We start from the raw sequence: 24,260 nt of genomic DNA on the forward strand, positions 1-24,260 counted from the left end.
GCGAGGTTCAACGCCCCAGAGCGTCCCGTACCGCCTCCTCGGAACGCGCCACGACCGCGCTCCCGTCGTCCGCGGTGATGATCGGCCGCTGGATCAGCTTCGGATGCCCGGCGAGCGTCGAGATCCACCGCTCCCGCGAACCGGCCTCGCGCGGCCACTCCTTGAGGCCGAGCTCCTTCGCGTCCGCTTCCTGCATACGCGTGATGTCCCACGGCTCCAGCCCGAGCCGGTCGAGCACGCCCTGGATCTCCTCGGGTGACGGCACATCCTCCAGATAGCGGCGGACGGTGTATTCGGCGCCCTCCGCGTCGAGAAGCTGCACCGCACTGCGGCACTTGGAACAGGCGGGATTGATCCAGATCTCCATGGGGCCAACGGTACGGGAGTGAGGCCGTGAAAGCCCGTCTGGCCAGCGGTGATTGTCAGTGAGGGGCCGTAAAATAAAGGGAGTTCGTGAGGGTTCCACGACCGTGCCAGGAGGTTGCCCATGGCCGTTGCCGCAGTCACGACCACGCCACTCCACAAGCCCCTGCAGAAGAAGCCGCTCCCCGCGGGCCGGCCTCGCGAGTGGTACATCACCCACAACCGCCGTCTGAAGGCCATGCGCCTGGCGATCGCCCTGCTCGACACGGGCGTCTACTACCCGTCGACCGCATCCAACGACACGATACGCACGACGGCCGAGCGCATCGGCATCCACCCGCCGTCCGACACGACCTGCCGCATGGTCCGCGCCCTGATCCGCTACGGCCGCTGAGGCCCGCGACCGACAGCTCCCGCCACCGAAGCCCGTGCCCCCGGAACCCCGGGGGCACGGGTGCGTACGGCCCCGCTGCGCGCGTGCGCCGCCGCGCTCCGGGCCCTCACCCGTCCGGCATGCACGGAGTGCGCTCCCGGCCGCCCGCGTCTTGACTGGGGCGACGGGTGAGGGATGACGGCCGACGACTGGGAGACACCATGACGAGGAAGGCTGTGCGAGGACTGTGGGCCGCACTGCTGACGGCGACCGTGATGTCGACGGCCGCCGCCTGCTCCGGCGGCGGCGAGGTCTCCTCCACGGCGTCCGGGGCCGCGTCCGCCGCGGCGTCGGCGGCGTCCAAGGGTGCCGACGTGCTGGCCTCCGCGACAGCAGCCGCCGGCGAGAAGCTGAAAGGCATCAAGAACGGCGTGAACGCCAAGAGCGACGTCAAGGTGGCCACACCGGCCGTCGCCTCCGACGGCCGCGCCACCGCGAAGGTCGCCGTGACGAACAGCGCCGACTCGACGAAGTCGTACGCCGTGCAGATCAACTTCACCGACGCGCACGGCAATCTCCTCGACACGGTGGTGGTCACGGTCGACGACGTCGGCCCGAAGGCGACCAAGGACGCCACGGCCAGCAGCAACCGCAAGCTGTCCGGCCCGCTCAAGGCCGACGTCGCGACCGCGGTCCGGCACTGAGCCGGGGTGCGCCCGGTGTGCGCCCGACCGCACGGGCCCGCACGGCGGTTGCCGCGGTGTCGCTTCAGCAGTGGTTCTCCCACTGTCCCTGCGGGACCGGGCTCTCCAGCACGTACTCCGAGGGCGCCCGTCCCCGGTCCGGCCGGACGGACAGCGCCGTCAGCTTGTGCTCGGTGCCGGTACCGGGCTGCGGAATCTCCAGAATGATGCGTCGGTCGGAGGAGTCGTCGACCAGGAGCGCGTTCTCCTCCAGCACCATGAGGCCGACGGACGGATGCCGCACTTCCCGCGTGGTGACGTGGGGCCTCTCGATCTCGTGCTGCTGCCACCAGCCGCGGAACTCCGGGCTCTTCTCGCTCAGTTCGTGGACCAGCGTGGTGAACCACGGTTCGTGGACATAGGACCCGGTGACTGCGCGGAACTTGGCCAGGACGGTCCGGGCACTCGGCTCCCAGTTGTGTATCAGCTCGCGCAGATAGCCTCCGAAGAACAGCCACAGCATGTGGCGATGTTCAGGGGGGATCGCGCCGAGGTCGCCGTAGACATCGGTTCTGGCCTGGTTCCAGGCCAGAATGTCGAAACGGGGACCCAGAACGAGTGCCGGATGCGGATGCTGACTGTCCAGGGCGCGTTGGAGAGCCGGAGAGATCCCGTCCTCGGAGGCCTGCGCACTGGAACGTGCGTCCTTGTTCGCCAGGGCCAGGAAGTATGCGCGCTCCTCACCGCTGAGGCGGAGGGCTTCGGCCAGCGCATTGATGACCTGGTCGGAGACCCGGATATTTCGGCCCTGTTCGAGCCGGGAATACCAGCAGACGCTGATCCCGGCCAGATCGGCGACGTCTTCCCGTCGCAATCCGGGAGTTCGCCGTGATGTCCGTGGCGGAAGGCCGACCTCTTCCGGTTGAAGAGCCAGCCGTCGTGTTTTGAGGAAGTCCGCGAGCTCTGCTCGCTGTCGGTCGTAATTCATCCGTTGTTCCCTTTGCTGGGCGACTGCTGCGGATGGTTATTACCTTGGACCTCTGCTCCTGCGGAACACCCCTCAGGATAGCTGGTTTCTGAATTGTCGCACCCTGGCGTATGTTTTTCTGGAAACGGTGCCCGGGATGCGGTTCGGGAAAAGGGTGCTCCACGCGCATCGCGCCACCCGCGGTCGACGGCAGCAGAAAGGCCGCTGCCCCTGGGAGGACGGGGCGAGCGGCTTCTTCGCTGTTCTGCGGGAGCACGCGGCGAGCCGGGCTGCTGCGGGATCGAGCCGGGAGCCGGCCATACGTCGCCGTGGCGCGACGTGACCGACCGTGACCGGTCGTGGGGTATCTGGTTGCGGTGGGTCGCCTCCTGTCATATGCCCGCTCTGCGTCGGTCCGTGCCGCCGTAGCTCCTTGGCCGAGACGCGCATGCGCCCCGCGTCCGAAGCCGCACGTCCGAAGCCGCACGTCCGAAGCCGCACGTCCGAAGCCGCACGTCCGAAGCCGCACGTCCGAAGCCGCACGTCCGAAGCCGCACGTCCGAGCCCCGGACATTTCGCCGGCCGCGCCCACCACGAAGGGCCTGGCTCGCTGCCAGGCCCTCCATGGTTCATGGTGGGGTGTGAGGGTCAGCCGCGCCCTCGTCCACCGTCGCGCTCACCCCGGTTGAGGTTCGCGTTCTGGTTCTCGTTCTGGTTCTGCCTCGCGTTCTCGTTCGTGTTCTCGTTCTGGTTCTGGTTCTGCGTCACCGGGAGTCCGGACCGAAGCTTCGCCAGCATGGCCCCGCAGCCGTCGATGGATGCCACCTTGTTGTTGAATCCGGTGGCGTATTCCGCCCGGAAGATCGCGCTCTTGTCGGCGTTCAGCTTGAACTCGTCGACCTTCATCCGGCACGTCGCGTCGGCGTCGTTCTCCCCGGCAGCCAGCGCCTGTTCCCTGATGTCGCCCGGAACAGGGTTGCCCGGAACCGTGGTGCTCGTTCCCGTGGGCGGCTTGACAAGGTTCAGGCAACCTTGCTGGTTCGCCCCCTCCTGGGCCGTGATGTTCTCATCGGCCTTCACCACTGCCACGGCGTTCACCGCTCCGGCGGCGTCAGCCATTGCCGTGGTGATCGCCCGCTTCCCGCTGAAGAAGGTGACCAGTTTCCCGGCGGTGAAACCGGCACCCGCTATGGTTGCGCTCTCATTCGGGTCTTCGACTCCTGTGATCGAACAGGAGGCTGCCGGGGTGATCGAGGGGAGTGAAGCGGACCCCGATGCTGCACTCTTGTCGGAAGTCTCGGCGTGTGCCGCGGTGGAGATTGCCGGAGCCAGTGCGAGCGACGCACCCAGCGGGACACCGACCAGGGCCAGAATTCGCTTCTTTCCGAGCATGATATTTCCCCTTTGCGTGGGAGATTCGTGCATGGAAAAGCGTCGCATGCGGGCCGATGGGCAACAAGAGACAGATCATCCTAGGAGTGGGAGTCCCAGGTTTATTCTGCGGAGTTGCGAATTCCGGTTCGATGTATTTCGTGGCCGGAAAAAGAAGGCCCTCGCATCGGCTCCGGTGAAAGATAAAGAGGACAGGCCGGGAGCGATCCCGGCCTGTCCTCTTCTCTGTCTATGCCACGGTCGCGGTCGGCCCACCCGGCCGACCCCGCTCTTTAGAGGTCGAAGTACAGCTCGAACTCGTGCGGGTGCGGGCGCAGCTGGATCGGGGCGATCTCGTGGGTGCGCTTGAAGTCGATCCACGTCTCGATCAGGTCGGAGGTGAAGACACCGCCGGCCTGGAGGTACTCGTTGTCCGCCTCCAGCGCTTCCAGGACGGCCGGGAGGGAGGTCGGGACCTGCTGGACGTTGGCGTGCTCCTCGGGAGCCAGCTCGTACAGGTCCTTGTCGATCGGCTCGGCGGGCTCGATCTTGTTCTTCACACCGTCGAGGCCGGCCATCAGCAGGGCGGAGAACGCGAGGTACGGGTTCGACGACGGGTCCGGGGCGCGGAACTCGACGCGCTTGGCCTTCGGGTTCGAGCCCGTGATCGGGATGCGCATCGCGGCGGAGCGGTTGCGCTGCGAGTACACGAGGTTGACCGGGGCCTCGAAGCCGGGGACCAGGCGGTGGTAGGAGTTCACCGTCGGGTTGGTGAAGGCCAGCAGCGACGGGGCGTGCTTGAGGATGCCGCCGATGTAGTAGCGGGCGGTGTCCGAGAGACCCGCGTAGCCCTGCTCGTCGTAGAACAGCGGGTCGCCGCCGGACCACAGCGACTGGTGGACGTGCATGCCCGAGCCGTTGTCACCGAAGATCGGCTTCGGCATGAAGGTGGCGGTCTTGCCGTTGCGCCAGGCGACGTTCTTCACGATGTACTTGAAGAGCATCAGGTCGTCGGCCGCGGCGAGCAGCGTGTTGAACTTGTAGTTGATCTCGGCCTGGCCCCCGGTGCCGACCTCGTGGTGCTGGCGCTCGACCTGGAGACCGTTCTTGTCCAGCTCCAGGGAGATCTCGGCACGCAGGTCGGCGAAGTGGTCGACCGGCGGGACCGGGAAGTAGCCGCCCTTGTAGCGGACCTTGTAACCGCGGTTGTTCTCCTCCGAGCCGGTGTTCCAGGCGCCGGCCTCGGAGTCGATGTGGTAGAAGGACTCGTTCGCCGAGGTCTGGAAGCGAACGTTGTCGAACACGTAGAACTCGGCCTCGGGGCCGAAGTACGCGGTGTCGGCGATACCGGTGGAGGCGAGGTACGCCTCGGCCTTCTTGGCCACGTTCCGCGGGTCACGGCTGTACTGCTCGCCGGTGATCGGGTCGTGGATGAAGAAGTTGATGTTGACGGTCTTGTCGCGGCGGAACGGGTCGACGCGGGCGGTCGACAGGTCCGCGCGCAGCGCCATGTCGGACTCGTGGATGGCCTGGAAGCCGCGGATCGACGAGCCGTCGAAGGCGAGCTCCTCGGTCGGGTCGAAGGCCGCCGCCGGAATGGTGAAGTGCTGCATCACACCGGGCAGGTCGCAGAACCGGACGTCGATGAACTTGACGTCTTCGTCGGCGATGAACTTCTTCGCGTCGTCGGCGTTCTGGAACATCCAACTCCTCCTACTCCCGGCCCGGGAGGGACGGGGTTGTAGCTCGTGGTGCGGCCAGTGCGGTGGCGCACGCTGGACCCGACCATAGGCAGACCGGATTTCTCAAGCATGACCCATTTGTTTCGCCGAAGTTAACCGAGCCGGGTGTGAGCAGCACCTCGTGGCCGGTTCCGTTCCCGCGTTTTCCACCGGGCGGGAACCGGCGGCGCACCCCCGCCCGGGAGGGTGTACGGGCGGGCGCAGTACCGTGGTCGGGTGGACAAGAGGCAAGCAATCGGATCGTGGCTTTCCGGACCGCAGGCGACCGCCGAGGAGATGGGGGTCGACTTCGGCCACCGGGGCAAGCGGCTCGGTCTGCCCGAGCACGGCCCGGGATCCGTGGCTCCGCTCGGCCGGCGCTTCGGCGCCCTCTTCATCGACTGGTTCCTGTGCATGGTGATCGCATACGGGCTGTTCGCCGGCGGTGACCAGCAGGCGGCAGGGAACTGGGCGCTGGGCGTCTTCCTCGTGCTGAGCGTGCTCACCGTCGGCACCATCGGCTACACCCCCGGCAAGCGGCTCCTGGGCATCAGGGTCGTCTCCGAGAACGGCGGGCGGCTCACCTTCGGCCGGGCGGTCGTCCGGAGCGTGCTGCTGTGTGTGGCGATTCCGGCCCTGGTCTGGGACCGCGACAGCCGCGGCCTGCACGACCGGCTGGCGCGCGCCGTCCAGGTCCGTATGTGAGCTCCTGAGCTCCCGCAGGTGAGCCGGGAGGACGGAACAGCAAGAGGGCGGGTGGCGAACCGAACCGGTTCGCCACCCGCCCTCGTTCTGTTCCGGGGGGAGCGGACGCGTCAGCGCATCTTTCCGCCGCGCGGCATCCGCATGCCCTTGGGCATCGGCCCCTTGGGCAGCGGCATGTTACTCATCAGATCGCCCATCGCGCGCAGCCGGTCGTTGGCGGCCGTCACCTGCGGGCCGGTCAGCACGCGCGGCAGCTTGAGCATCGTGGTGCGCACCTTCTTGAGCGGCACCTGGCCCTCGTCGTTGCCGACGACGATGTCGTGCACCGGTACGTCGAGCAGGATGCGCGCCATCTTCTTCTTCTCGTTCGCGAGCAGCAGCTTGACCCGGTTCGGGTTGCCCTCGCCGACCAGCACGATGCCCGGCTTGCCCACGGCACGGTGGACGACGTCCTGGCTGCGGTTCATCGCCACCGCGGGGGTCGTGGTCCAGCCGCGTCCCACCCGGTCCAGCACGGCCGCCGCAGCGCCCGGCTGCCCCTCCATCTGCCCGAAGGCCGCACGCTCGGCACGCCGTCCGAAGACGATGGCCATCGCGAGGAGGGCCAGTACGAAGCCCAGGATGCCGAGGTAGATCGGGTGGCCGATCAGGAAACCGACCGCGAGGAGGACACCGAAGGTGACGATTCCCACACCCGCGACGACAAGACCGATCTTGGGGTCGGTCCGCCGGGTCATCTTGTAGGTCAGGGCGATCTGCTTGAGCCGCCCCGCGTTCTCGGCGCTGCTCGCGCCTTCAGTGTTTGCCTTCCTCGCCATGTACCGAAGTTTACGTGGCTCAGGAACGGCGGTCGGCCGCGGCCTCCAGTACGTACTCGGCCTCGACCCGGTCCTTGGCCCGGCGCCGGTCCTCCAGGACGGAATTCCAGGCGTTGCGGCGGGCGGTGCGCTGGCCGCTGCTCAGCAGCAGCGACTCGACGGCGCGGAGAGCATGGGTGACGGAAGGGATGGCGTTGGGGCGTACCGGCACGGCCTGCATCGTGGAAATCTCCTCGGAAGCGGAAGTGCGGACTGAGCTGCGTGGACTCAGCTGCCCGGGTCGAGCTGCCCGGGACTGCGTTGCGCGAAGTGGGGCATGCGCTGAGTGCGGGAAGCGGGAGCGGCCCGGAGAGCCACTGCGACATGCATCCAGCGTCATGGCTCGGTGTTACCAGCGCGTGACCGGTCGGTCAAACACCAATGAAACCCTGATGGCGGCGGAGCGCACGCCGACGCGGCCCGTTCGCGCCCCCCGGCCTGCGGGGAACGCGAACGGGCCGCGCCGTGTTGCTGTTACCGCTCTGTTTCCTGTGGTGTCCGGACTCACACGGTGGGCGTCGCGGCGGCCGCGCCGCGACGCTCGATCGCCTGCTGGAAGAGCCGTCCGGCGCGGTACGAGGAGCGGACCAGCGGTCCGGACATCACGCCGGAGTAGCCGATCTCGTCGGCCTCCTCCTTCAGCTCCACGAACTCCTGCGGCTTCACCCAGCGCTCCACCGGGTGGTGGCGCACGGACGGGCGCAGGTACTGCGTGATCGTGATGAGCTCGCAGCCGGCGTCGTACAGGTCCTGGAGCGCCTCACTGACCTCCTCGCGGGTCTCGCCCATGCCGAGGATCAGGTTGGACTTCGTCACCAGACCGGCCGCGCGGGCCCGCGTGATGACTTCCAGGGAGCGCTCGTAACGGAAACCGGGGCGGATCCGCTTGAAGATCCGCGGCACCGTCTCGACGTTGTGCGCGAGCACCTCGGGGCGCGAGGAGAAGACCTCGGCGAGCTGCTCGGGCACCGCGTTGAAGTCCGGGATCAGCAGCTCGACCTTGGTACGGCCGGCCTCCCGCTCCGCGGTCAGCGCGTGGATCTGGCGCACGGTCTCGGCGTACAGCCAGGCGCCGCCGTCCGCCAGGTCGTCGCGGGCGACGCCGGTGATGGTGGCGTAGTTCAGGTCCATCGTGACGACGGACTCGCCGACCCTGCGCGGCTCGTCCCGGTCCAGCGCCTGCGGCTTGCCGGTGTCGATCTGACAGAAGTCGCAGCGCCGGGTGCACTGGTCGCCGCCGATGAGGAACGTGGCCTCGCGGTCCTCCCAGCACTCGAAGATGTTGGGGCAGCCTGCCTCCTGGCACACCGTGTGCAGACCCTCGCTCTTGACGAGCTTCTGCAGCTGGTTGTACTCGGGGCCCATCTTCGCCCGGGTCTTGATCCACTCGGGCTTGCGCTCGATGGGGGTCTGGCTGTTCCGGACCTCGAGACGCAGCATCTTGCGCCCCTCCGGTGCGACAGCGGACACTCCGGCACTCCCCTTTGCTTTCACTGCACTGGACTCTGCGGCATTGCATTCTTCGGCGGACAACAGGGTACGCCCGTGGTTCAAACGGCCCGACGACTGGCCAACCTGTGCCCGGCAGGGTCTATTCCCCCTGGGGCGTGTTTCGAAAGCCCCGCCTGCTCGGCCTGCCCTTCGGGCAGACGACGCCACTTTCGAAACACGCCCCGGGCCGTGGCTCCGGGGCCCTCAGGCCGTGGCCCGGGACGGGCTCTCCACCGTGCGCGGCGCGAGCTCCGCGTTCTCCAGGACGTCCTTGAGGTGCTTCTCGACGACCGGGAGCACGTCCGCGATGCCAATGTCGCGGCCCAGCTCGTACGCGAGCGACGTGACGCCCGCGTCCCGGATGCCGCACGGCACGATGCGGTCGAACCAGGTGGTGTCCGGGTTCACGTTCAGCGAGAAGCCGTGCATGGTCACGCCCTTGGCGACCCGGATGCCGATCGCGGCCAGCTTCCGGTCCTCCCGGCGCTGCCCGGCGTTGGAGGGGGCGTACTCGGGGCCGTGCAGCCGCGCGTCGAACTCCTCGTCGTGCAGCCGCGGGTCGAAGTCGAGGGAGAGGCCGCCGATCGCCGGGCGCTCCTCGACCGGGTCGCCGAGCACCCACACCCCGCTGCGGCCCTCGACCCGGGTGGTCTCCAGCCCGAAGTCGGCGGCGGTACGGATCAGCGCCTCCTCCAGCCGGCGGACGTGCGCGACGACATCGACCGGGCGGGGCAGCTTCTGGATCGGGTAGCCGATGAGCTGACCGGGCCCGTGCCAGGTGATCTTGCCGCCGCGGTCCACGTCGATGACGGGGGTGCCGTCCAGCGGGCGCTCGCTGTCGGTCGTACGCCGCCCCGCCGTGTAGACGGGAGGGTGTTCCAGCAGCAGACAGGTGTCCGGGACGGTGTCCTCGAACCTCGCCGCGTGCACCTCGCGCTGCTTCTGCCAGGCCTCCCGGTAATCGACGGCGTCCTCGCCGAATCCCAGTCGGACGAACCGTAGCTCGCTCACGGCAGATGCCTTCCTTCTCGCGGTGGAGCGAGCCGGGGGTGCCCCGGAGCCGCGCCACCTTGCACTGAATCAGCCCCGAGCCACTGTACGGCCGGGCTCCGGAGGGCGGCTCAGCAGGTCGTCCCGTCAGCGCCGTCCGCAATCCTCACACGATCGGATGAAAGTGGAGCGAAGTAAGCCGTGGCCGTCGCAGAGGCAACTAAATTCACGCCGGTCCATGCGGGCTGCCCGCCCGGCCCCGAAGGCAGGAGACCGTACAGCTGATGTCGGAACGACCTCCGCAGCGCACCCCCAACCGCCGACTCGCCTCGCTCATCCGGGAGGCGGGCTTCTCCCACGCCGGTCTCGCCCGCAGGGTGGACCAACTCGGTCTGGAGCACGGCCTCGACCTGCGGTACGACAAGACCTCCGTGACCCGCTGGCTGCGCGGCCAGCAGCCACGCGGCACCACTCCCGCGCTGATCGCCGAGGTCTTCACCCGGCGGCTCGGGCGCCGTCTCTCCGCGCAGGACGTGGGGCTCGACGCCTGCGCGCCCGTCTACGCGGGGCTGGAGTTCGCGGCCACCCCCGCCGAGGCGGTCGACATCGTCAGCGGGCTGTGGCGGAAGGACTCGGGCAGCCCCGCGGAGCTCCGCAAGATCGCCTTCACTCCGGCCGGGCTGGTCGTCCCCAGCAGGGACTGGCTGATCGGCCGGGCCGACGAATGGGTGGGACGGGGGAGCGAGCCCCCGCCCGCGGTACCGGGCGGCGCCGGCAGGTCCGGGGCGCCCGGGTCCGCGGAGAGCGCGGGGGGCTTCGGGGCCGGCGGTTCGGCGCGGCCCGGTGCCCCCGTCGGGGTGCGCGGGATCGGGGCCCAGGCCCTGCACGGCGCGCACCGGATCGGCGGCGCAGGGCATCACGGGACGGGGACGGCCGGTGCGGGCGGCCGCGGGGCCGCCCGCGGACCCGTGCCGTCCCGGCCCTCCGGACCGTCCGGCCCGCACGGCTCCCCGACCGGTCCCGCATCCCTGGGTACAGGGCTGCCGGATGCCCCCGGCGTCCCCCGGCAGCGGCAGAGCGACCACGGTCCCGGCCAGCGGGTCGGCAGCGGCGACGTCGCCGCGCTGCGGTCGGTCGGGGAGCTCTTCCGCACCCTCGACCACGCCTACGGCGGCGGCCACGCCAGGCAGGCCCTCGTCCGGTACCTGGAGCACGAGACGGAACCCATGCTGCGCGGCACGTACGGGGAGGCCACCGGGCGCCGGCTCTTCTCCGCCGCCGCCGACCTGACCCGGCTGGCGGGCTGGACCTCCTACGACATCGCGGCCCACGGCCTGGCCCAGCGGTACTTCGTCCAGGCGCTCCGGCTCGCCCAGGCCGCGGGGGACCGCGCGTACGGCAGCTACGTCCTGGTCAGCATGAGCCGGCAGGCGGTCTACCTCGGGCACGGCAGGGAGGCCGTGCAACTGGCACGGGTGGCCCAGCAGGGCGTCGGTTCGGCGGCGCCGCCCGTCGTCCAGGCCCTCCTGCACGCCGCCGAGGCACGCGGTCACGGGGCGCTCGGTGAGGCCCGGCCCTGCACCGTCTCGCTGGCACGGGCGGAACGCGCGCTGGAGTCCGCCCGCCCCGGGGACGAGGTGCCGTACTGGGCGCGGTACTTCGACGAGGCCCAGCTCGCCGACGATTTCGGTCACTGCCACCGGGACCTGCAGCAGTACCGGGCCGCGGCGCAGCACGCCGAGCGGTCCCTCGAGCTGCGCTCCCCGGCGTACGCCCGCAGCCGGCTGTTCTGCCGGGTGGTGCTGGCCTCCGCCCGGCTCGGGCTCGGTGAGCTCGACCAGGCGTGCGCGCTCGGCGCCGAGGCCGCCCAGCTGGCGGCGGAGATGCGATCGGTGCGAGCGACGGAGTACGTACAGGACTTCGAGCGCCGTCTCGATCCGTACCGGGACGCGGCAGCGGTACGCGGATACCGCGAACGGGTCGCGGCGCTGGGCTGAGACCGTGCCGGGCACGCCGGGTGCCCGGCGTGCCCGGCACGTCCCGCGCCGCGGATGGGCGGCGGGACGTGCCGGGCACGGTCTACGCCGCTTCGGGCAGTGCCTCCCCGCTTCCGTACCCCGGCCGCACCCCCAGGTCGGTGAGGATCGCCTCGGCCGCGCGACGGCCCGAGAACAGGGCGCCCTGGACCGAACTGGTGTCGCGGTGGTCGCCGCACACGTACAGCCCGGCGAGCAGCCGGACCGGGCGGCGGGGATCGTGCGGGGCCGGCATCGCGGGAACGGCCTCGGGGTCGTGGTGGGCCGCCAGCAGCTCCCAGTCGTCGGTCGGGGTGCCGTACAGGGCGGCGAGCTGGGTGCGGACCGTGCGGTCCAGGTCCGGCGGCGGGGTGCCGAGCACCGTGGAACTGATCAGGTTCCGGCCTCGCGGGGCGCGCGAGGCATCGACCGCGCTCATCACCGCGGTGTGCGCGACCGGGCCCGAGCGGTCGGCGTCCAGCAGCAGCGAGGCGCCGGTCGGCAAGGGACCGGGAGCGGTGTGGTGAAGGATCGTCACGGGATGGAAGGGCGGCACCCGCAGACCGGGCAGCAGTTCCGCGGCGGCGCCCGCACCGGTCGCCAACAGCAGGGAACGGCAGCCCAGTTCGCCGTGCTCCTTGGTGCGGACCGAGGTGATGTCGGCCGCCGTGACATGCACGCCCGTCCGTACGGTGCCGGGCGGCAGCGCGGCCGCGAGCAACTCGGGCAGCGTTCCCGAGCCGCCCGCCGGCACACACAGCTTGCCGCGGGCGTAGTCGCGCAGGGCGAGATCGGCACACCGGCTGGACGTGGTGAGGTCCGGGTCGCTCAGCAGCGCGGAGAGCAGCGGGCGGAGGAAGCCGTTGACCGTGCGGGAGGTCAGGCCGCGGTGGGACAGTGCGGCGAGAGCGGTCTGTTCGGGCCGGGCCAGGACGCGGTCGGACGGGGTGGCCGCGAGCCGGGACAGCGCGGCACCGAGCCGGGCCTGGTCGATCGGTCCGCCGATCGGCGGACGGGGGGCGCTTGCCAGGGCGCGCGCCACCTTCAATGCGCCCCGCGCGCCCCATGCAACGCCGGTCCGGTACTGGCGGCCCTCGCTGTGCACGAGTACCCCCGGCGCGAACGTGCGCAGCACCAGGGGTTCGAGGGCCGGGACCCGGCGGAGTTCCGGGTACGAGGTGCTGAGCAGGGGGCCGAGGCGGTCGAGCCGGAAGCCGTCCATCTCGTCGGTGGCCATCCGGCCGCCGACGTGTGGGCCGGCCTCCAGGACGCTGACACTCAGTCCTGCGCTGGTCAGTAGGTGGGCGGCTGACAGGCCGGCGATCCCGGCCCCGATGATGACGACGTCCGCGTCGTGTGCCGTGCTGACCACGTGCCCCTCCCCGAGTCGGCGCAGCTGCTGGAAGGCTCTTGCCCCCGACAGGCCCCCGGAATGCCCGAGTTCGCAAGGAGGCTAGGAGCGGTGCGGGCGAGGGCGCAGTCGCGCGCGGCGGGGGCACCGTTGCATGGGGTCGCACATCCGTCCGTAGGTGTCCGGGCTGTGTGGCTGCGGGTGGGCCGCGCGGCCCGGTCCGGTGGGTGCCGGTCCGCCCGCGGATACGGCGGGTTCAGCGCAGCGCCGCGCGGATCGCCCCGTCGATGCCCGGGAAGGCGAACGCGAAGCCCGAGTCCAGCAGCCGGACCGGCAGCACCCGCTGGCTGGCCAGGACATCTTCCGCGAAGTCCCCCAGGACCATCCGCAGGGCCGGCGCCGGAGCGGTCAGCAGCGTGGGGCGGTGCAGCACACGCCCCATCGCGGCCGTCACCTCGGCATTGGTGACGGGATCGGGGGCGGTCAGATTCACCGGGCCCGACAGCGACTCCGTCTCCAGGATGTGCCGCAGCGCCGCGACCTCGTCCTGCAGCGCGATGAAGCTCCAGTACTGGCGCCCATGGCCCATCCGCCCGCCGAGCCCCGCCCGGAACAGCGGGAAGAGCCGGCCCCAGGCCCCGCCCTCACGGCCGACGACCAGTCCGGTGCGGGCATGCACCGTCCGCACGCCCGCCTCCTCGGCGGCGGCCGTGGCGGCCTCCCACTCCACGCACACGGACGGCAGGAAGCCCTCGCCGGCCGGGGCGCTCTCGTCGACCGCACGGTCCCCGGTGTCGCCGTAGTAGCCGATGGCGGACCCGGACAGCAGCACCCTCGGCGGAGTGTCCAGCGAGGCGACGGCCTCGGCGACGGCCGTCGTCCCGAGCACCCGGCTGTCCCGGATCTCCTTCTTGTACTCCGGTGTCCAGCGGTGGTCGCCGACCCCGGCCCCGGCCAGATGGACGACGGCGTCGCAGCCCACCAGGCCCGACACGTCGACATACCGGCGTACGGGATCCCACTCCACCTCGTCACCGGCCCGGGCCGGGCGTCGTACCAGGCGTACGACCTCGTGCCCGTCGGCCCGCAGCGAGCGCACCAGCGCCCCGCCGATGAGTCCGGATGCTCCGGTGACAGCGATACGGAAGTGCGGCATGGGCCCATCCTCCCGCAGCGGATCCGGGCGCGCCGCACGAACCGGGCAACGCCCCGTCCGGGTCGCCGGGCCGTGCCCGGGGGCTGCGGAAAGGGGCTGACCGGTCGCGCCCCCCGTGGCACAGTGGCGCGCATGCCTGATTCCCTCACCCGCCCGGCCCACCTCGTCCGCCCCGCCGTTCCGGCCGACGCGGACGCCCTCGGCGAACTCGACCGCGCCACCTGGTCGACGCTGCACGCCGTGCAGCCCAGGCCGCAGCCCCCGTACCGGCCGTTCTTCAGCGACCATTACCGCCCGCAGGACGTCCTGGTGGCCGAGGTGCAGGACGCGTCGGGAGAGATGCGTCCGGCCGGGTACACCGGGCTGGTCGTGCCGACCCCCCTGGCCTGCCATACCCATGTCCGGCAGATACGGGGCCTCGCCGTCGCCCACTGGGCGCGCGGTCGCGGTGTCGCCAGGGCGCTGCTGCGGGCCGCTCTCGCGGCGGCGCGGAGCGAAGGGGCCAACCGGATGACGCTGCGGGTGCTCGGGCACAACGCCCCCGCCCGGGCCCTCTACGCATCGGAGGGATTCGTCGTGGAGGGGGTGCTGCCCGGCGAGTTCTTCCTGGACGGGCGGTACGTCGACGACGTGATGATGGGCCGTTCGCTCGCCCCGTGACCCCGCTGTCCCGCCGGCCGGGGCGGGGCCTCAGCCGGCTTTGAACCGGGCCCAGAGCGCGGGGAAGCGCTTCGCGAGGACCGTTTCGTCCTCGAAGCCGAAGGGGGTTCCGGCCGGCTCGGCGGCCTGGGGTGGCAGGCCGAGGTCCGGGGCGATGACACCGGTGAGCCGTTCGTACGCCTCGTCGGCCGCGTAGCCGAGATCCTCGGCGTCCCCGTCGAACTCCTCGTCGAAGCCGTCGAGCAGTTCGGCAAGGCTGTCCGGATCCCGCAGAGCGCCCTCGAAGACCTCCCGGCCCTGCCCGATCAGCCAGTAACGGAAGCAGTCGAAGGCGTCCTCGCTCGCTCCGTCGAGCAGTACGGCGGCAGCCCCCCACAACTCCCAGAGGTAGGCGCGGTGATACCGGGCCTCGAAGTGCCTGGCGAAATCCAGCACCGCGTCGGGATCGAGCAGCACCAGCCGTTCGACGAGCAGATCGGCCTGCTCCTCGGGATCGCCCCCGGCGGCCTCGCGGGTGCTGTCGATGATCTCCCAGAACTGCGTCTCGTCCATCACGGGACAAGCATCGGCCCTGGCGGCGGGCCCTGCACGCGGACACGACGCAGCCCCGGGCCGGCGGACGGTCCCTCAGGCACACCGGTCGGTGTGCCCGGGGGCGCTGCGCCGGGTCCGGGGCTGCGGCGGCAGCCGGGGTGCCCGGCTGCCGCCCTGCTCGTGTCAGAGCCCGTACCGCTCCCGGGCCTCCTTGACCGCGGACACGGCCACCTCGCCGCGGCGGGCCAGCTGGGCCAGGGCGGCTACGGTGATCGACTGCGCGTCGACGCCGAAGTGGCGGCGGGCCGCGGGGCGGGTGTCGGAGAGGCCGAAGCCGTCCGTGCCGAGCGAGCTCCAGTCCTGCTCCACCCACGGGCTGATCTGGTCCGGCACCTGCCGCATCCAGTCGCTGACCGCGAGGACCGGACCCGGGGCGCCCTCCAGCGCCTGGGTCACGTACGGCACCCGCTGCTCACCGTGGAGCAGCGCCTCGTCGCACTCCAGGGCCTCACGGCGCAGCTCGCCCCACGAGGTGGCGGACCAGACATCGGCCGACACACCCCAGTCCGCGGCCAGCAGCTCCTGTGCCTCCAGGGCCCAGTGGATCGCCGTACCGGAGGCCAGCAGCTGGAGGCGCGGCGCGTCCGCCGTGGCGGGCGTGCCCTCCTTGAAGCGGTAGAGGCCCTTGAGGATGCCCTCCTCGACGCCTTCCGGCATCGCGGGCTGGGGCTTCGGCTCGTTGTAGACCGTCAGGTAGTAGAAGACGTTCTCGGCATCGGGGCCGTACATCCTGCGCAGACCGTCCTTGACGATCACCGCGATCTCGTACGCGAACGCCGGGTCGTAGTTGAGCGACGCGGGGTTCGTGGCCGCGATCAGGTGCGAGTGGCCGTCCGCGTGCTGGAGGCCCTCCCCGGTCAGCGTCGTCCGGCCGGCCGTCGCGCCGACGATGAAGCCCTTGCCGAGCTGGTCGGCGAGCTGCCACATCTGGTCGCCGGTCCGCTGCCAGCCGAACATCGAGTAGAAGATGTAGAAGGGGATCATCGTCTCGCCGTGCGTCGCGTACGACGTGGCGGCGGCGATGAAGTCGGCCATGGCGCCGGCCTCGGTGATCCCCTCGTTGAGGATCTGGCCGTCCTTGGCCTCCTTGTAGTACATCAGCTGGTCGCGGTCGACCGGCTCGTACGTCTGGCCCAGCGGCGAGTAGATGCCGGCCGACGGGAACAGCGACTCCATGCCGAAGGTGCGGGCCTCGTCCGGGACGATCGGCACCCAGCGCTTGCCGGTCTCCTTGTCCCGCATCAGGTCCTTGACCAGGCGCACGAGGGCCATGGTGGTGGCCATCTCCTGCTTGCCGGACCCCTTCTTCAGCGCGGCGAACGCCCGCTCCTGAGGCTCGGGCAGGGCCACCGCGTGCACCCGGCGGGCCGGTGCGGGGCCGCCGAGGGCGGCGCGGCGCTCCTGGAGGTAGCGGACCTCGGGGGAGTCCGCGCCCGGGTGGCCGTAGGGCACCAGGCCGTCCGCGAAGGCGCTGTCCGGGATCGGGAGTCCGAGCAGCTCGCGCATGCCCTTGAACTCGTCGATCGACAGCTTCTTCATCTGGTGGTTGGCGTTCTTGGACTCGAAGCCCTTGCCCAGGGTGTAGCCCTTCACCGTCTGCGCGAGGATCACGGTCGGCGCGCCCTTGTGCTCGACGGCCGCCTTGTACGCCGCGTAGACCTTGCGGGCCTCGTGGCCGCCGCGGGAGGTGTAGAAGCACTCGGCGATCTTCGCGTCGGTGAGCAGTTTCGCCATCTCGGTGAGGGCGGGCTCGGCGCCGAAGAAGTGCTCGCGGATGTACGCGACGTCGCGGGTGGCGTACGTCTGGAACTGCGCGTCCGGGACCTCGCGGAGGCGGCGGACCAGCGCACCGGTGGTGTCCAGCTGGAAGAGCTCGTCCCAGGCGTTGCCCCAGAGCGTCTTGATGACGTTCCAGCCGGCGCCGCGGAAGGCACCCTCGAGCTCCTGGACCACACGGAAGTTGGCGCGGACCGGGCCGTCGAGGCGCTGCAGGTTGCAGTTGATGACGAAGGTCAGGTTGTCGAGCTGTTCCCGCGCCGCGAGGGCGAGGGCGGCGGTCGACTCGGGCTCGTCCATCTCGCCGTCACCGAGGAAGGCCCAGACGTGCGAGTTCGAGGTGTCCTTGATGTTGCGGTTGGCCAGATAGCGGTTGAAGCGCGCCTGGTAGATCGCCGAGAGCGGACCGAGGCCCATCGACACGGTGGGGAACTCCCACAGCCAGGGCAGCCGCCGGGGGTGCGGGTAGGACGGCAGGCCGTCACCGCCTGCCTCCTGGCGGAAGTTGTCGAGCTGCTGCTCGCTGAGCCGGCCGTCGAGGAAGGCGCGGGCGTAGATGCCGGGGGAGGCGTGGCCCTGCACGTAGAGCTGGTCGCCGGAGCCGTCCCCCTCCTTGCCGCGGAAGAAGTGGTTGAAGCCGGTCTCGTAGAGCCAGGCCGCGGAGGCGAAGGTCGCGATGTGTCCGCCGACGCCGTACCGGGCGCCGCGGGTGACCATCGCGGCCGCGTTCCAGCGGTTCCAGGCGGTGATCCGGGACTCCATCTCCAGATCGCCGTCGAACGCGGGCTCGGCGGCGGTCGGGATGGAGTTGACGTAATCGGTCTCCAGCAGCTTCGGCAGTGCGAGACCGGCACCCTCGGCGTGCTGGAGCGAGCGACGCATCAGGTATGCGGCACGATGCGGCCCGGCGGCCTTGGTGACGGCATCCAGGGAGGCCGCCCATTCAGCGGTCTCCTCGGGGTCGCGGTCCGGGAGCTGGTCGAGCTCGCTCGGAAGCTTTCCTACGGGGTCGGTCATGATCGCCGCCTTCCGGAGTGGAGGGGGGTGGAGAAAGGGCCCTGACGGGCAGGACAGGGCGATGGGGCCGGTGGGCCCGCGGAGTGAACTGTAAGTCTCCGATCGATGATCGATCAAAGCGTGAAGGGCAAAACTTCTTGATATGAAGAAATTGGCATCCAGTGCCGCGAAACAGGGCACGGAGTGACGGGACATACCGCATGAAAAAGGGCACTCGCCTGAACGGCTGAGCGCCCCTGGTGACAGATGCGCAGGCCTCAGGCGCGCGGTGCGCAGCCCAGCACGTGCGCCTTGACCAGCATGCCGATGTCCGGGTCCTTCCGCAGGAACGCGTCGATGAGGGCCTGGTGCTCCTCCGCGTACGACTTCTGGACCGTGCCCAGCCACCGGATCGACAGGGCGGTGAACACCTCGATGCCCAGGCCCTCCCAGGTGTGCAGGAGCACGGCGTTCCCGGCGGCCCGCACCATCTCGCGGTGGAACGCCACGGTGTGCCGCACCTGCGCCTCGCCGTCGGCCAGCCGGTCCGCCTCGTGGAGCGCCGCCACGTGCGGCGTCAGGAGCGAGCAGTCCTCACCGAGGACCGGGGCCGCCAGCTCCGCGGCGATCTGCTCCAGACCAGCCCGGACCGGATAGCTCTCCTCCAGGTCGGCCGCCGTGAGATTGCGGACGCGTACGCCCTTGTTGGGCGCCGACTCGATCAGCCGGAGCGTCTCCAGCTCCCGCAGTGCCTCGCGCACCGGGGTCTGGCTGACCTCCAGTTCGGTGGCGATCCGGCGCTCCACGATGCGCTCACCCGGTTTCCAGCGCCCGCTGACGATCCCGTCCACGATGTGCTCGCGGATCTGTTCGCGCAGCGAGTGGACGACGGGCGGGGTCATGAGGAGCTCCTTCCGGGCAAACCGGTGCCGGCTGCGCCCTCACGGCTGCCGGCGCGACCGGTGGTCCCTAGACAATACGGCGGCGCCCCCGCCCGGAAGTGGTCCGAACGGGGGCGCCGCTGGTGAGGCTGGTTACAGCAGGGGTGCTCAGAGGCCGAGCTCGACCTCGAACTCGCCGGCCTCCAGGATCGCCTTGACCGCGGTCAGGTAACGGGCGGCGTCCGCGCCGTCCACCAGACGGTGGTCGTAGGAGAGCGACAGGTACGTCATGTCGCGGACACCGATGACGGTGCCCTCCTCGGTCTCGATGACCGCCGGACGCTTGACCGTGGCACCGATGCCCAGGATGGCTGCCTGGTTCGGGGGCACGATGACGGTGTCGAAGAGCGCACCGCGCGAGCCGGTGTTGCTGATGGTGAAGGTGGCACCGGACATGTCGTCCGGGGTCAGGCCGCCACCGCGGGCCTTGCCGGCCAGCTCGGCGGTCTTCTTCGAGATACCGGCGATGTTCAGGTCGCCCGCACCCTTGATGACCGGGGTCATCAGACCCTTCTCGGCGTCCACGGCGATGCCGATGTTCTCCGAGTCGAAGTACGTGATGGTGCCCTCGTCCTCGTTGATCCGGGCGTTGATGACCGGGTGGGCCTTCAGCGCCTGGGCCGCCGCCTTGACGTAGAACGGCATCGGGGACAGCTTGACGCCCTCGCGGGCGGCGAACGCGTCCTTGGCGCGGGCGCGCAGCTTCATCAGCTTGGTGACGTCGACCTCGACGACCGAGGTCAGCTGGGCCTGCGAGTGCAGGGCCTTCATCATGTTGTCGCCGATGACCTTGCGCATGCGCGTCATCTTGACGGTCTGACCGCGCAGCGGGGAGACCTCCAGCTTCGGCGCCTTCGCAGCCGCGGCCGCGGGTGCGGGGGCCGGAACGGCAGCGGCGGCCTTGGCGGCCTCCGCTGCGGCGACGACGTCCTGCTTGCGGATACGGCCACCGACACCGGTGCCCTTGACCGAGCCCAGCTCGACGCCGCTCTCGGCGGCGAGCTTGCGGACCAGCGGCGTGACGTACGCGCCCTCGTCACCGGAGACCGCGGCCGGGGCCGCGACGGGCGCCGGGGCGGCGGGGGCGGCGGGGGCGGCGGGCGCCGGAGCCGGGGCGGCCGGGGCGGCCGGGGCGGCGGGCGCCACCGGGGCCGGAGCCGGCGCGGGGGCGGCAGGGGCCGCGACGGGCGCCGGGGCAGCGGCGGGGGCCGGAGCCGGAGCGGCGGCGGGGGCCGGAGCGGCCGGGGCCGGGGCGGCGACCGGAGCGGCACCGGCGGCACCGATGACGGCGAGCTTGGCGCCGACCTCGGCGGTCTCGTCCTCGGCGACGACGATCTCCAGCAGCACACCGGAAACCGGGGCCGGGATCTCGGTGTCGACCTTGTCCGTGGAGACCTCCAGGAGGGGCTCGTCCTCCGTGACCTCCTCGCCGACCTCCTTCAGCCAGCGGGTGACGGTGCCCTCGGTGACGCTCTCGCCGAGCGCCGGAAGGGTGACGTCGGTACCGGCGGCGCCACCGGCCGGAGCGGCGGCGGCCGGGGCCTCGGCCACGGGGGCCGGAGCGGCGGCGGGGACCGGGGCCTCGGCCACGGGAGCCGGGGCGGCGGCGGGCTCGGCGGCCGGGGCGGCAGCGGCAGCGGGCGCACCCGTGCCGTCGTCGATGACGGCCAGCTCGGCGCCGACCTCGACGGTCTCGTCCTCGGCGACCTTGATGGCGGAGAGAATGCCGGCGGCGGGGGCCGGGATCTCGGTGTCGACCTTGTCGGTCGAGACCTCGAGCAGCGGCTCGTCGGCCTCGACGCGCTCGCCCTCAGCCTTCAGCCAGCGGGTGACAGTGCCCTCGGTGACGCTCTCGCCGAGCGCCGGAAGGGTTACGGAAACCGACATGGTTTCGGTTGCTCCTTACGAAAGTGCGGTAGTGGTCGTCGTCGCGCTCGGTCGACTGATCAGTCGTGGGAGTGCAGGGGCTTGCCGGCCAGGGCCAGGTGGGCCTCGCCGAGCGCCTCGCTCTGGGTCGGGTGGGCGTGGATGAGCTGCGCGACCTCGGCGGGCAGCGCTTCCCAGTTGTAGATCAGCTGGGCTTCGCCGACCTGCTCGCCCATACGGTCACCGACCATGTGGACGCCGACCACGGCACCGTCCTTGACCTGGACGAGCTTGATCTCGCCCGCGGTCTTGAGGATCTTGCTCTTCCCGTTGCCCGCGAGGTTGTACTTCAGGGCGACGACCTTGTCCGCGCCGTAGAGCTCCTTGGCCTTGGCCTCGGTGATGCCCACGGAGGCGACCTCGGGGTGGCAGTACGTCACCCGCGGGACACCGTCGTAGTCGATCGGGACGGTCTTCAGACCGGCCAGCCGCTCCGCCACCAGGATGCCCTCGGCGAAGCCGACGTGCGCGAGCTGGAGCGTCGGGGCCAGGTCGCCCACGGCCGAGATGGTGGGCACGTTGGTCTGCATGTACTCGTCGACGAGGACGTAGCCGCGGTCCATCGCGACACCGGCCTCCTCGTAGCCCAGGCCCTGCGAGACCGGGCCGCGGCCGATGGCGACCAGCAGCACCTCGGCCTCGAAGGTCTTGCCGTCGGCCAGGGTCACCCGGACGCCGTCCTGGGTGTACTCGGCGCTCTGGAAGAACGTACCGAGGTTGAACTTGATGCCGCGCTTGCGGAAGGCACGCTCGAGCAGCTTCGAGCTGTTCTCGTCCTCGACCGGGACCAGGTGCTTCAGGCCCTCGACGATCGTGACGTCGGTGCCGAAGGACGTCCACGCCGAGGCGAACTCGACGCCGATGACGCCGCCGCCCAGCACGATCGCGGACTTCGGGACCCGGTCCAGCTTCAGCGCGTGGTCCGAGGAGATGATGCGGTTGCCGTCGATCTCCAGGCCCGGCAGCGACTTCGGCACGGAGCCGGTCGCGAGCAGCACGTGGCGGCCCTCGACGCGCCGGCCGTTCACGTCCACCGAGGTGGGGGAGGACAGTCGGCCCTCGCCCTCGATGTAGGTGACCTTGCGCGAGGCGATGAGACCTTGCAGACCCTTGTACAGGCCCGAGATCACGTCGTCCTTGTACTTGTGGACGGCGTCGATGTCGATGCCCTCGAAGGTGGCCTTGACGCCGAACTGGTCGGCCTCGCGTGCCTGGTCGGCGATCTCACCGGCGTGCAGCAGGGCCTTCGTGGGGATGCAGCCGTTGTGCAGGCAGGTACCGCCGACCTTCCCCTTCTCGATCAGAGCGACGTCCAGGCCCAGCTGCGCCCCACGCAGGGCCGCGGCGTAACCGCCGCTACCACCGCCGAGGATCACTAGGTCGAAAACGGTGCTGGCGTCGTTCGCCACGTCACGTCCTCCATGCATGTGCGCCGTACGCCGGGCCCCGTCGCTGGGGGATTACCGGCCGGTCGGCTGGTGTTCGGCCGCTTTGATATTCGGCCCTCTGGTGGGGCCCTGTCCTGCCGAGAACCCATCTTCGCACTTGTTGACGGTGGGCGGGACGCGGGGCCCGGGTCTGAGACGGATGATCAACCGTCCCGGGGGGCTGCCGCCGTACGGCGACACGCCGATTTCATCGAGAGCGAAACCGGGCGTCGTCGTGGTGCGACGAGACGGAAAACACCTGCGGCCCCGGGCAGTGTGCCCGGGGCCGGTCGGTGCGGGACGTCCTCAGCCGAGGTCGCCGGCAGCGGTGCGCTCGGCCAGCTTCACCAGGGTGCGGACCGCGGAACCGGTGCCCCCCTTCGGCGTGTAGCCGTACGGTGCGCCCTCGTGGAACGCCGGGCCGGCGATGTCCAGGTGCGCCCAGGCGATGCCCTCGCCCACGAACTCCTTCAGGAACAGACCGGCCACCAGGCCACCGCCCATCCGCTCGCCCATGTTGGCGATGTCGGCGGTCGGGGAGTCCATTCCCTTGCGCAGGTCGGCGGGGAGCGGCATCGGCCAGGAGGCCTCGCCGACCTCCTCGGCGATCTCGTGGATGGAGGTGCGGAAGGCGTCGTCGTTCGCCATGATGCCGAAGGTGCGGTTGCCCAGCGCCAGCACCATCGCGCCGGTCAGGGTCGCCACGTCGACGATCGCGTCCGGGTTCTCCTCGGAGGCGCGGGTCAGCGCGTCGGCGAGGACCAGACGGCCCTCGGCGTCCGTGTTGAGGACCTCGACGGTCTTGCCGCTGTACATGCGCAGCACGTCACCCGGGCGGGTCGCGCTGCCCGACGGCATGTTCTCGGCGAGCGCCAGCCAGCCGGTGACATTGACCTGGAGACCCAGACGGGCGGCCGCGACGACCGTCGCGAACACGGCGGCGGCGCCGCTCATGTCGCACTTCATCGTCTCGTTGTGACCGGCCGGCTTCAGCGAGATGCCGCCCGAGTCGTAGGTGATGCCCTTGCCGACCAGGGCCAGGGTCTTCTCCGCCTTCGGGTGCGTGTAGGCGAGCTTCACCAGACGCGGGCCGTGGGACGAGCCCTGGCCGACGCCGAGGATGCCGCCGAAGCCGCCCTTGACGAGGGCCTTCTCGTCGAGAACCTGCACCTTGATGCCGTGCTCCTTGCCCGCGGCGGTGGCCACGGCCGCGAAGGACTCGGGGTACAGGTCGTTCGGCGGGGTGTTGATCAGGTCGCGGGCGCGGTTGATCTCCTCGACGACCGCGACGGCACGCTCGGCGGCCGCCTTGAAGGCCTTGTCGCGCGGCTTGGCGCCGAGCAGGGCGACCTCGGCGAGCGGCTGCTTCGCGCCGTTGCCGTTCTTCTTGCCCTTGGGCGCCAGCTTGTTCTCGCCGCCCTGGTAGGCGGTGAAGGCGTACGCACCGAGGAGCGCGCCCTCGGCGATCGCCCCGGCGTCCTCGGCGGACTCCACGGGCAGCGCGAAACCGGCCTTCTTCGCACCGCTCAGGGCGCGGGCGGCCGAACCCGCGGCGCGGCGCAGCGCCTCGGCGTCGTACGGCTCACCCTTGGCCGGGGCGGAGCCGAGTCCGACCGCGATGACGACCGGGACCTTGAGACCGGAGGGTGCGGGGAGCTTGGTCACCTCGCCCTCGGCACCCGCGGCGCCCAGGGCCTCCAGGACGGTGGCGAGCTTTCCGTCGAACGCCTTGTCCGCGGCCTCGGCGCCCGGTGCGAGGACCAGGTCCCCGGACTTGGAGCCGGCGCCCTTGGCGACGCCGACGACCAGTGCGTCGGCGCGCAGCGTCGCCGCACCGGCAGTGCTGAGAGTGAGAGCAGTCACGGTGGTGAAATCTCGCTTCCGTTGAGTTCGTGTT

General features: G+C 70.7%; 21 protein-coding genes. 5 read left to right on the forward strand and 16 right to left on the reverse strand.

Going from position 1 to position 24,260, the window contains the following annotated elements; translation table 11 throughout:
* Positions 1-7 precede the first annotated feature (7 nt).
* Complete coding sequence (locus tag AB0L71_RS00220) at positions 8-367, reverse strand: ArsC/Spx/MgsR family protein (RefSeq protein WP_365236159.1); 360 nt, start codon at positions 365-367, stop codon at positions 8-10.
* Positions 368-487: 120 nt separating this feature from the next.
* Between AB0L71_RS00220 and AB0L71_RS00225 the strand changes: the two genes are divergently transcribed.
* Together AB0L71_RS00225 and AB0L71_RS00230 are read left to right on the forward strand one after the other, a co-directional pair.
* Positions 488-757 carry a hypothetical protein gene (locus tag AB0L71_RS00225; RefSeq protein ID WP_365236161.1) on the forward strand — a complete coding sequence of 90 codons (270 nt, stop codon included), beginning with the start codon at positions 488-490 and terminating at the stop codon, positions 755-757.
* Between the two features lie 200 nt (positions 758-957).
* Positions 958-1,440, forward strand: a complete 483-nt coding sequence (locus AB0L71_RS00230; protein WP_365236163.1) for a hypothetical protein — start codon at positions 958-960, stop codon at positions 1,438-1,440.
* A 64-nt stretch (positions 1,441-1,504) separates the two neighbouring features.
* Here AB0L71_RS00230 and AB0L71_RS00235 read toward each other — a convergent pair whose 3' ends face one another.
* The 3 genes from AB0L71_RS00235 to glnA all read right to left on the reverse strand — a co-directional run bounded on the left by AB0L71_RS00235 (position 1,505) and on the right by glnA (position 5,460).
* Entirely contained in the window at positions 1,505-2,407 is a 903-nt protein-coding gene (locus AB0L71_RS00235) for a helix-turn-helix transcriptional regulator (RefSeq protein WP_365236165.1), read from the reverse strand.
* Positions 2,408-3,034: 627 nt separating this feature from the next.
* On the reverse strand, positions 3,035-3,778 hold the full coding sequence (locus tag AB0L71_RS00240; RefSeq protein ID WP_365236167.1) for a hypothetical protein: 744 nt from the start codon (positions 3,776-3,778) through the stop codon (positions 3,035-3,037).
* 272 nt (positions 3,779-4,050) lie between these two features.
* Positions 4,051-5,460: a type I glutamate--ammonia ligase gene (glnA, locus tag AB0L71_RS00245; protein ID WP_365236169.1), complete on the reverse strand. Its 1,410-nt coding sequence runs from the start codon at positions 5,458-5,460 to the stop codon at positions 4,051-4,053.
* A 255-nt stretch (positions 5,461-5,715) separates the two neighbouring features.
* Between glnA and AB0L71_RS00250 the strand changes: the two genes are divergently transcribed.
* Positions 5,716-6,183 (forward strand): RDD family protein, encoded by a 468-nt coding sequence (locus AB0L71_RS00250; RefSeq protein WP_365236170.1) that lies wholly within the window; start codon positions 5,716-5,718, stop codon positions 6,181-6,183.
* A gap of 110 nt (positions 6,184-6,293) precedes the next feature.
* Here the strand turns inward: AB0L71_RS00250 and AB0L71_RS00255 are convergent, their stop codons facing one another.
* The 4 genes from AB0L71_RS00255 to lipB form a co-directional block, all read right to left on the reverse strand.
* Positions 6,294-7,001: a DUF4191 domain-containing protein gene (locus AB0L71_RS00255; RefSeq protein ID WP_365236171.1), complete on the reverse strand. Its 708-nt coding sequence runs from the start codon at positions 6,999-7,001 to the stop codon at positions 6,294-6,296.
* A gap of 19 nt (positions 7,002-7,020) precedes the next feature.
* Entirely contained in the window at positions 7,021-7,221 is a 201-nt protein-coding gene (locus AB0L71_RS00260; protein ID WP_365236173.1) for a hypothetical protein, read from the reverse strand.
* A gap of 323 nt (positions 7,222-7,544) precedes the next feature.
* Positions 7,545-8,510 carry a lipoyl synthase gene (lipA, locus tag AB0L71_RS00265; RefSeq protein ID WP_365236175.1) on the reverse strand — a complete coding sequence of 322 codons (966 nt, stop codon included), beginning with the start codon at positions 8,508-8,510 and terminating at the stop codon, positions 7,545-7,547.
* A 225-nt stretch (positions 8,511-8,735) separates the two neighbouring features.
* Positions 8,736-9,542, reverse strand: coding sequence for a lipoyl(octanoyl) transferase LipB (gene lipB, locus AB0L71_RS00270; protein WP_365236177.1), 807 nt, complete (start codon positions 9,540-9,542; stop codon positions 8,736-8,738).
* A gap of 263 nt (positions 9,543-9,805) precedes the next feature.
* Between lipB and AB0L71_RS00275 the strand changes: the two genes are divergently transcribed.
* On the forward strand, positions 9,806-11,518 hold the full coding sequence (locus AB0L71_RS00275) for a regulator (protein ID WP_365236179.1): 1,713 nt from the start codon (positions 9,806-9,808) through the stop codon (positions 11,516-11,518).
* An 82-nt stretch (positions 11,519-11,600) separates the two neighbouring features.
* Here the strand turns inward: AB0L71_RS00275 and AB0L71_RS00280 are convergent, their stop codons facing one another.
* The gene (locus AB0L71_RS00280) at positions 11,601-12,908 is read right to left on the reverse strand and encodes an NAD(P)/FAD-dependent oxidoreductase (protein WP_365236181.1); all 1,308 of its coding nucleotides are present in this window, start codon (positions 12,906-12,908) and stop codon (positions 11,601-11,603) included.
* Between the two features lie 235 nt (positions 12,909-13,143).
* Positions 13,144-14,043, reverse strand: a complete 900-nt coding sequence (locus AB0L71_RS00285) for a TIGR01777 family oxidoreductase (RefSeq protein ID WP_365236183.1) — start codon at positions 14,041-14,043, stop codon at positions 13,144-13,146.
* Positions 14,044-14,175: 132 nt separating this feature from the next.
* On the opposite strand from AB0L71_RS00285, the gene AB0L71_RS00290 reads away from it, so the two are divergent.
* Positions 14,176-14,703 carry a GNAT family protein gene (locus AB0L71_RS00290; RefSeq protein WP_365236185.1) on the forward strand — a complete coding sequence of 176 codons (528 nt, stop codon included), beginning with the start codon at positions 14,176-14,178 and terminating at the stop codon, positions 14,701-14,703.
* 30 nt (positions 14,704-14,733) lie between these two features.
* Here the strand turns inward: AB0L71_RS00290 and AB0L71_RS00295 are convergent, their stop codons facing one another.
* From AB0L71_RS00295 to AB0L71_RS00320, 6 genes are all read right to left on the reverse strand, one after another.
* Positions 14,734-15,255, reverse strand: coding sequence for a DUF4240 domain-containing protein (locus tag AB0L71_RS00295; protein WP_365236755.1), 522 nt, complete (start codon positions 15,253-15,255; stop codon positions 14,734-14,736).
* A 165-nt stretch (positions 15,256-15,420) separates the two neighbouring features.
* Positions 15,421-18,090, reverse strand: a complete 2,670-nt coding sequence (gene aceE, locus AB0L71_RS00300; RefSeq protein ID WP_365236187.1) for a pyruvate dehydrogenase (acetyl-transferring), homodimeric type — start codon at positions 18,088-18,090, stop codon at positions 15,421-15,423.
* A 257-nt stretch (positions 18,091-18,347) separates the two neighbouring features.
* Positions 18,348-18,971, reverse strand: a complete 624-nt coding sequence (locus AB0L71_RS00305; RefSeq protein ID WP_365236189.1) for a GntR family transcriptional regulator — start codon at positions 18,969-18,971, stop codon at positions 18,348-18,350.
* A 147-nt stretch (positions 18,972-19,118) separates the two neighbouring features.
* Positions 19,119-20,897 (reverse strand): 2-oxoglutarate dehydrogenase, E2 component, dihydrolipoamide succinyltransferase, encoded by a 1,779-nt coding sequence (gene sucB, locus AB0L71_RS00310; RefSeq protein WP_365236191.1) that lies wholly within the window; start codon positions 20,895-20,897, stop codon positions 19,119-19,121.
* A gap of 59 nt (positions 20,898-20,956) precedes the next feature.
* Entirely contained in the window at positions 20,957-22,345 is a 1,389-nt protein-coding gene (lpdA, locus tag AB0L71_RS00315; RefSeq protein WP_365236193.1) for a dihydrolipoyl dehydrogenase, read from the reverse strand.
* 324 nt (positions 22,346-22,669) lie between these two features.
* Positions 22,670-24,226 (reverse strand): leucyl aminopeptidase, encoded by a 1,557-nt coding sequence (locus tag AB0L71_RS00320; RefSeq protein ID WP_365236195.1) that lies wholly within the window; start codon positions 24,224-24,226, stop codon positions 22,670-22,672.
* Positions 24,227-24,260: the final 34 nt, after the last annotated feature.

The organism is Streptomyces sp. NPDC052052 (assembly GCF_040680455.1).
Lineage (GTDB): Bacteria > Actinomycetota > Actinomycetes > Streptomycetales > Streptomycetaceae > Streptomyces.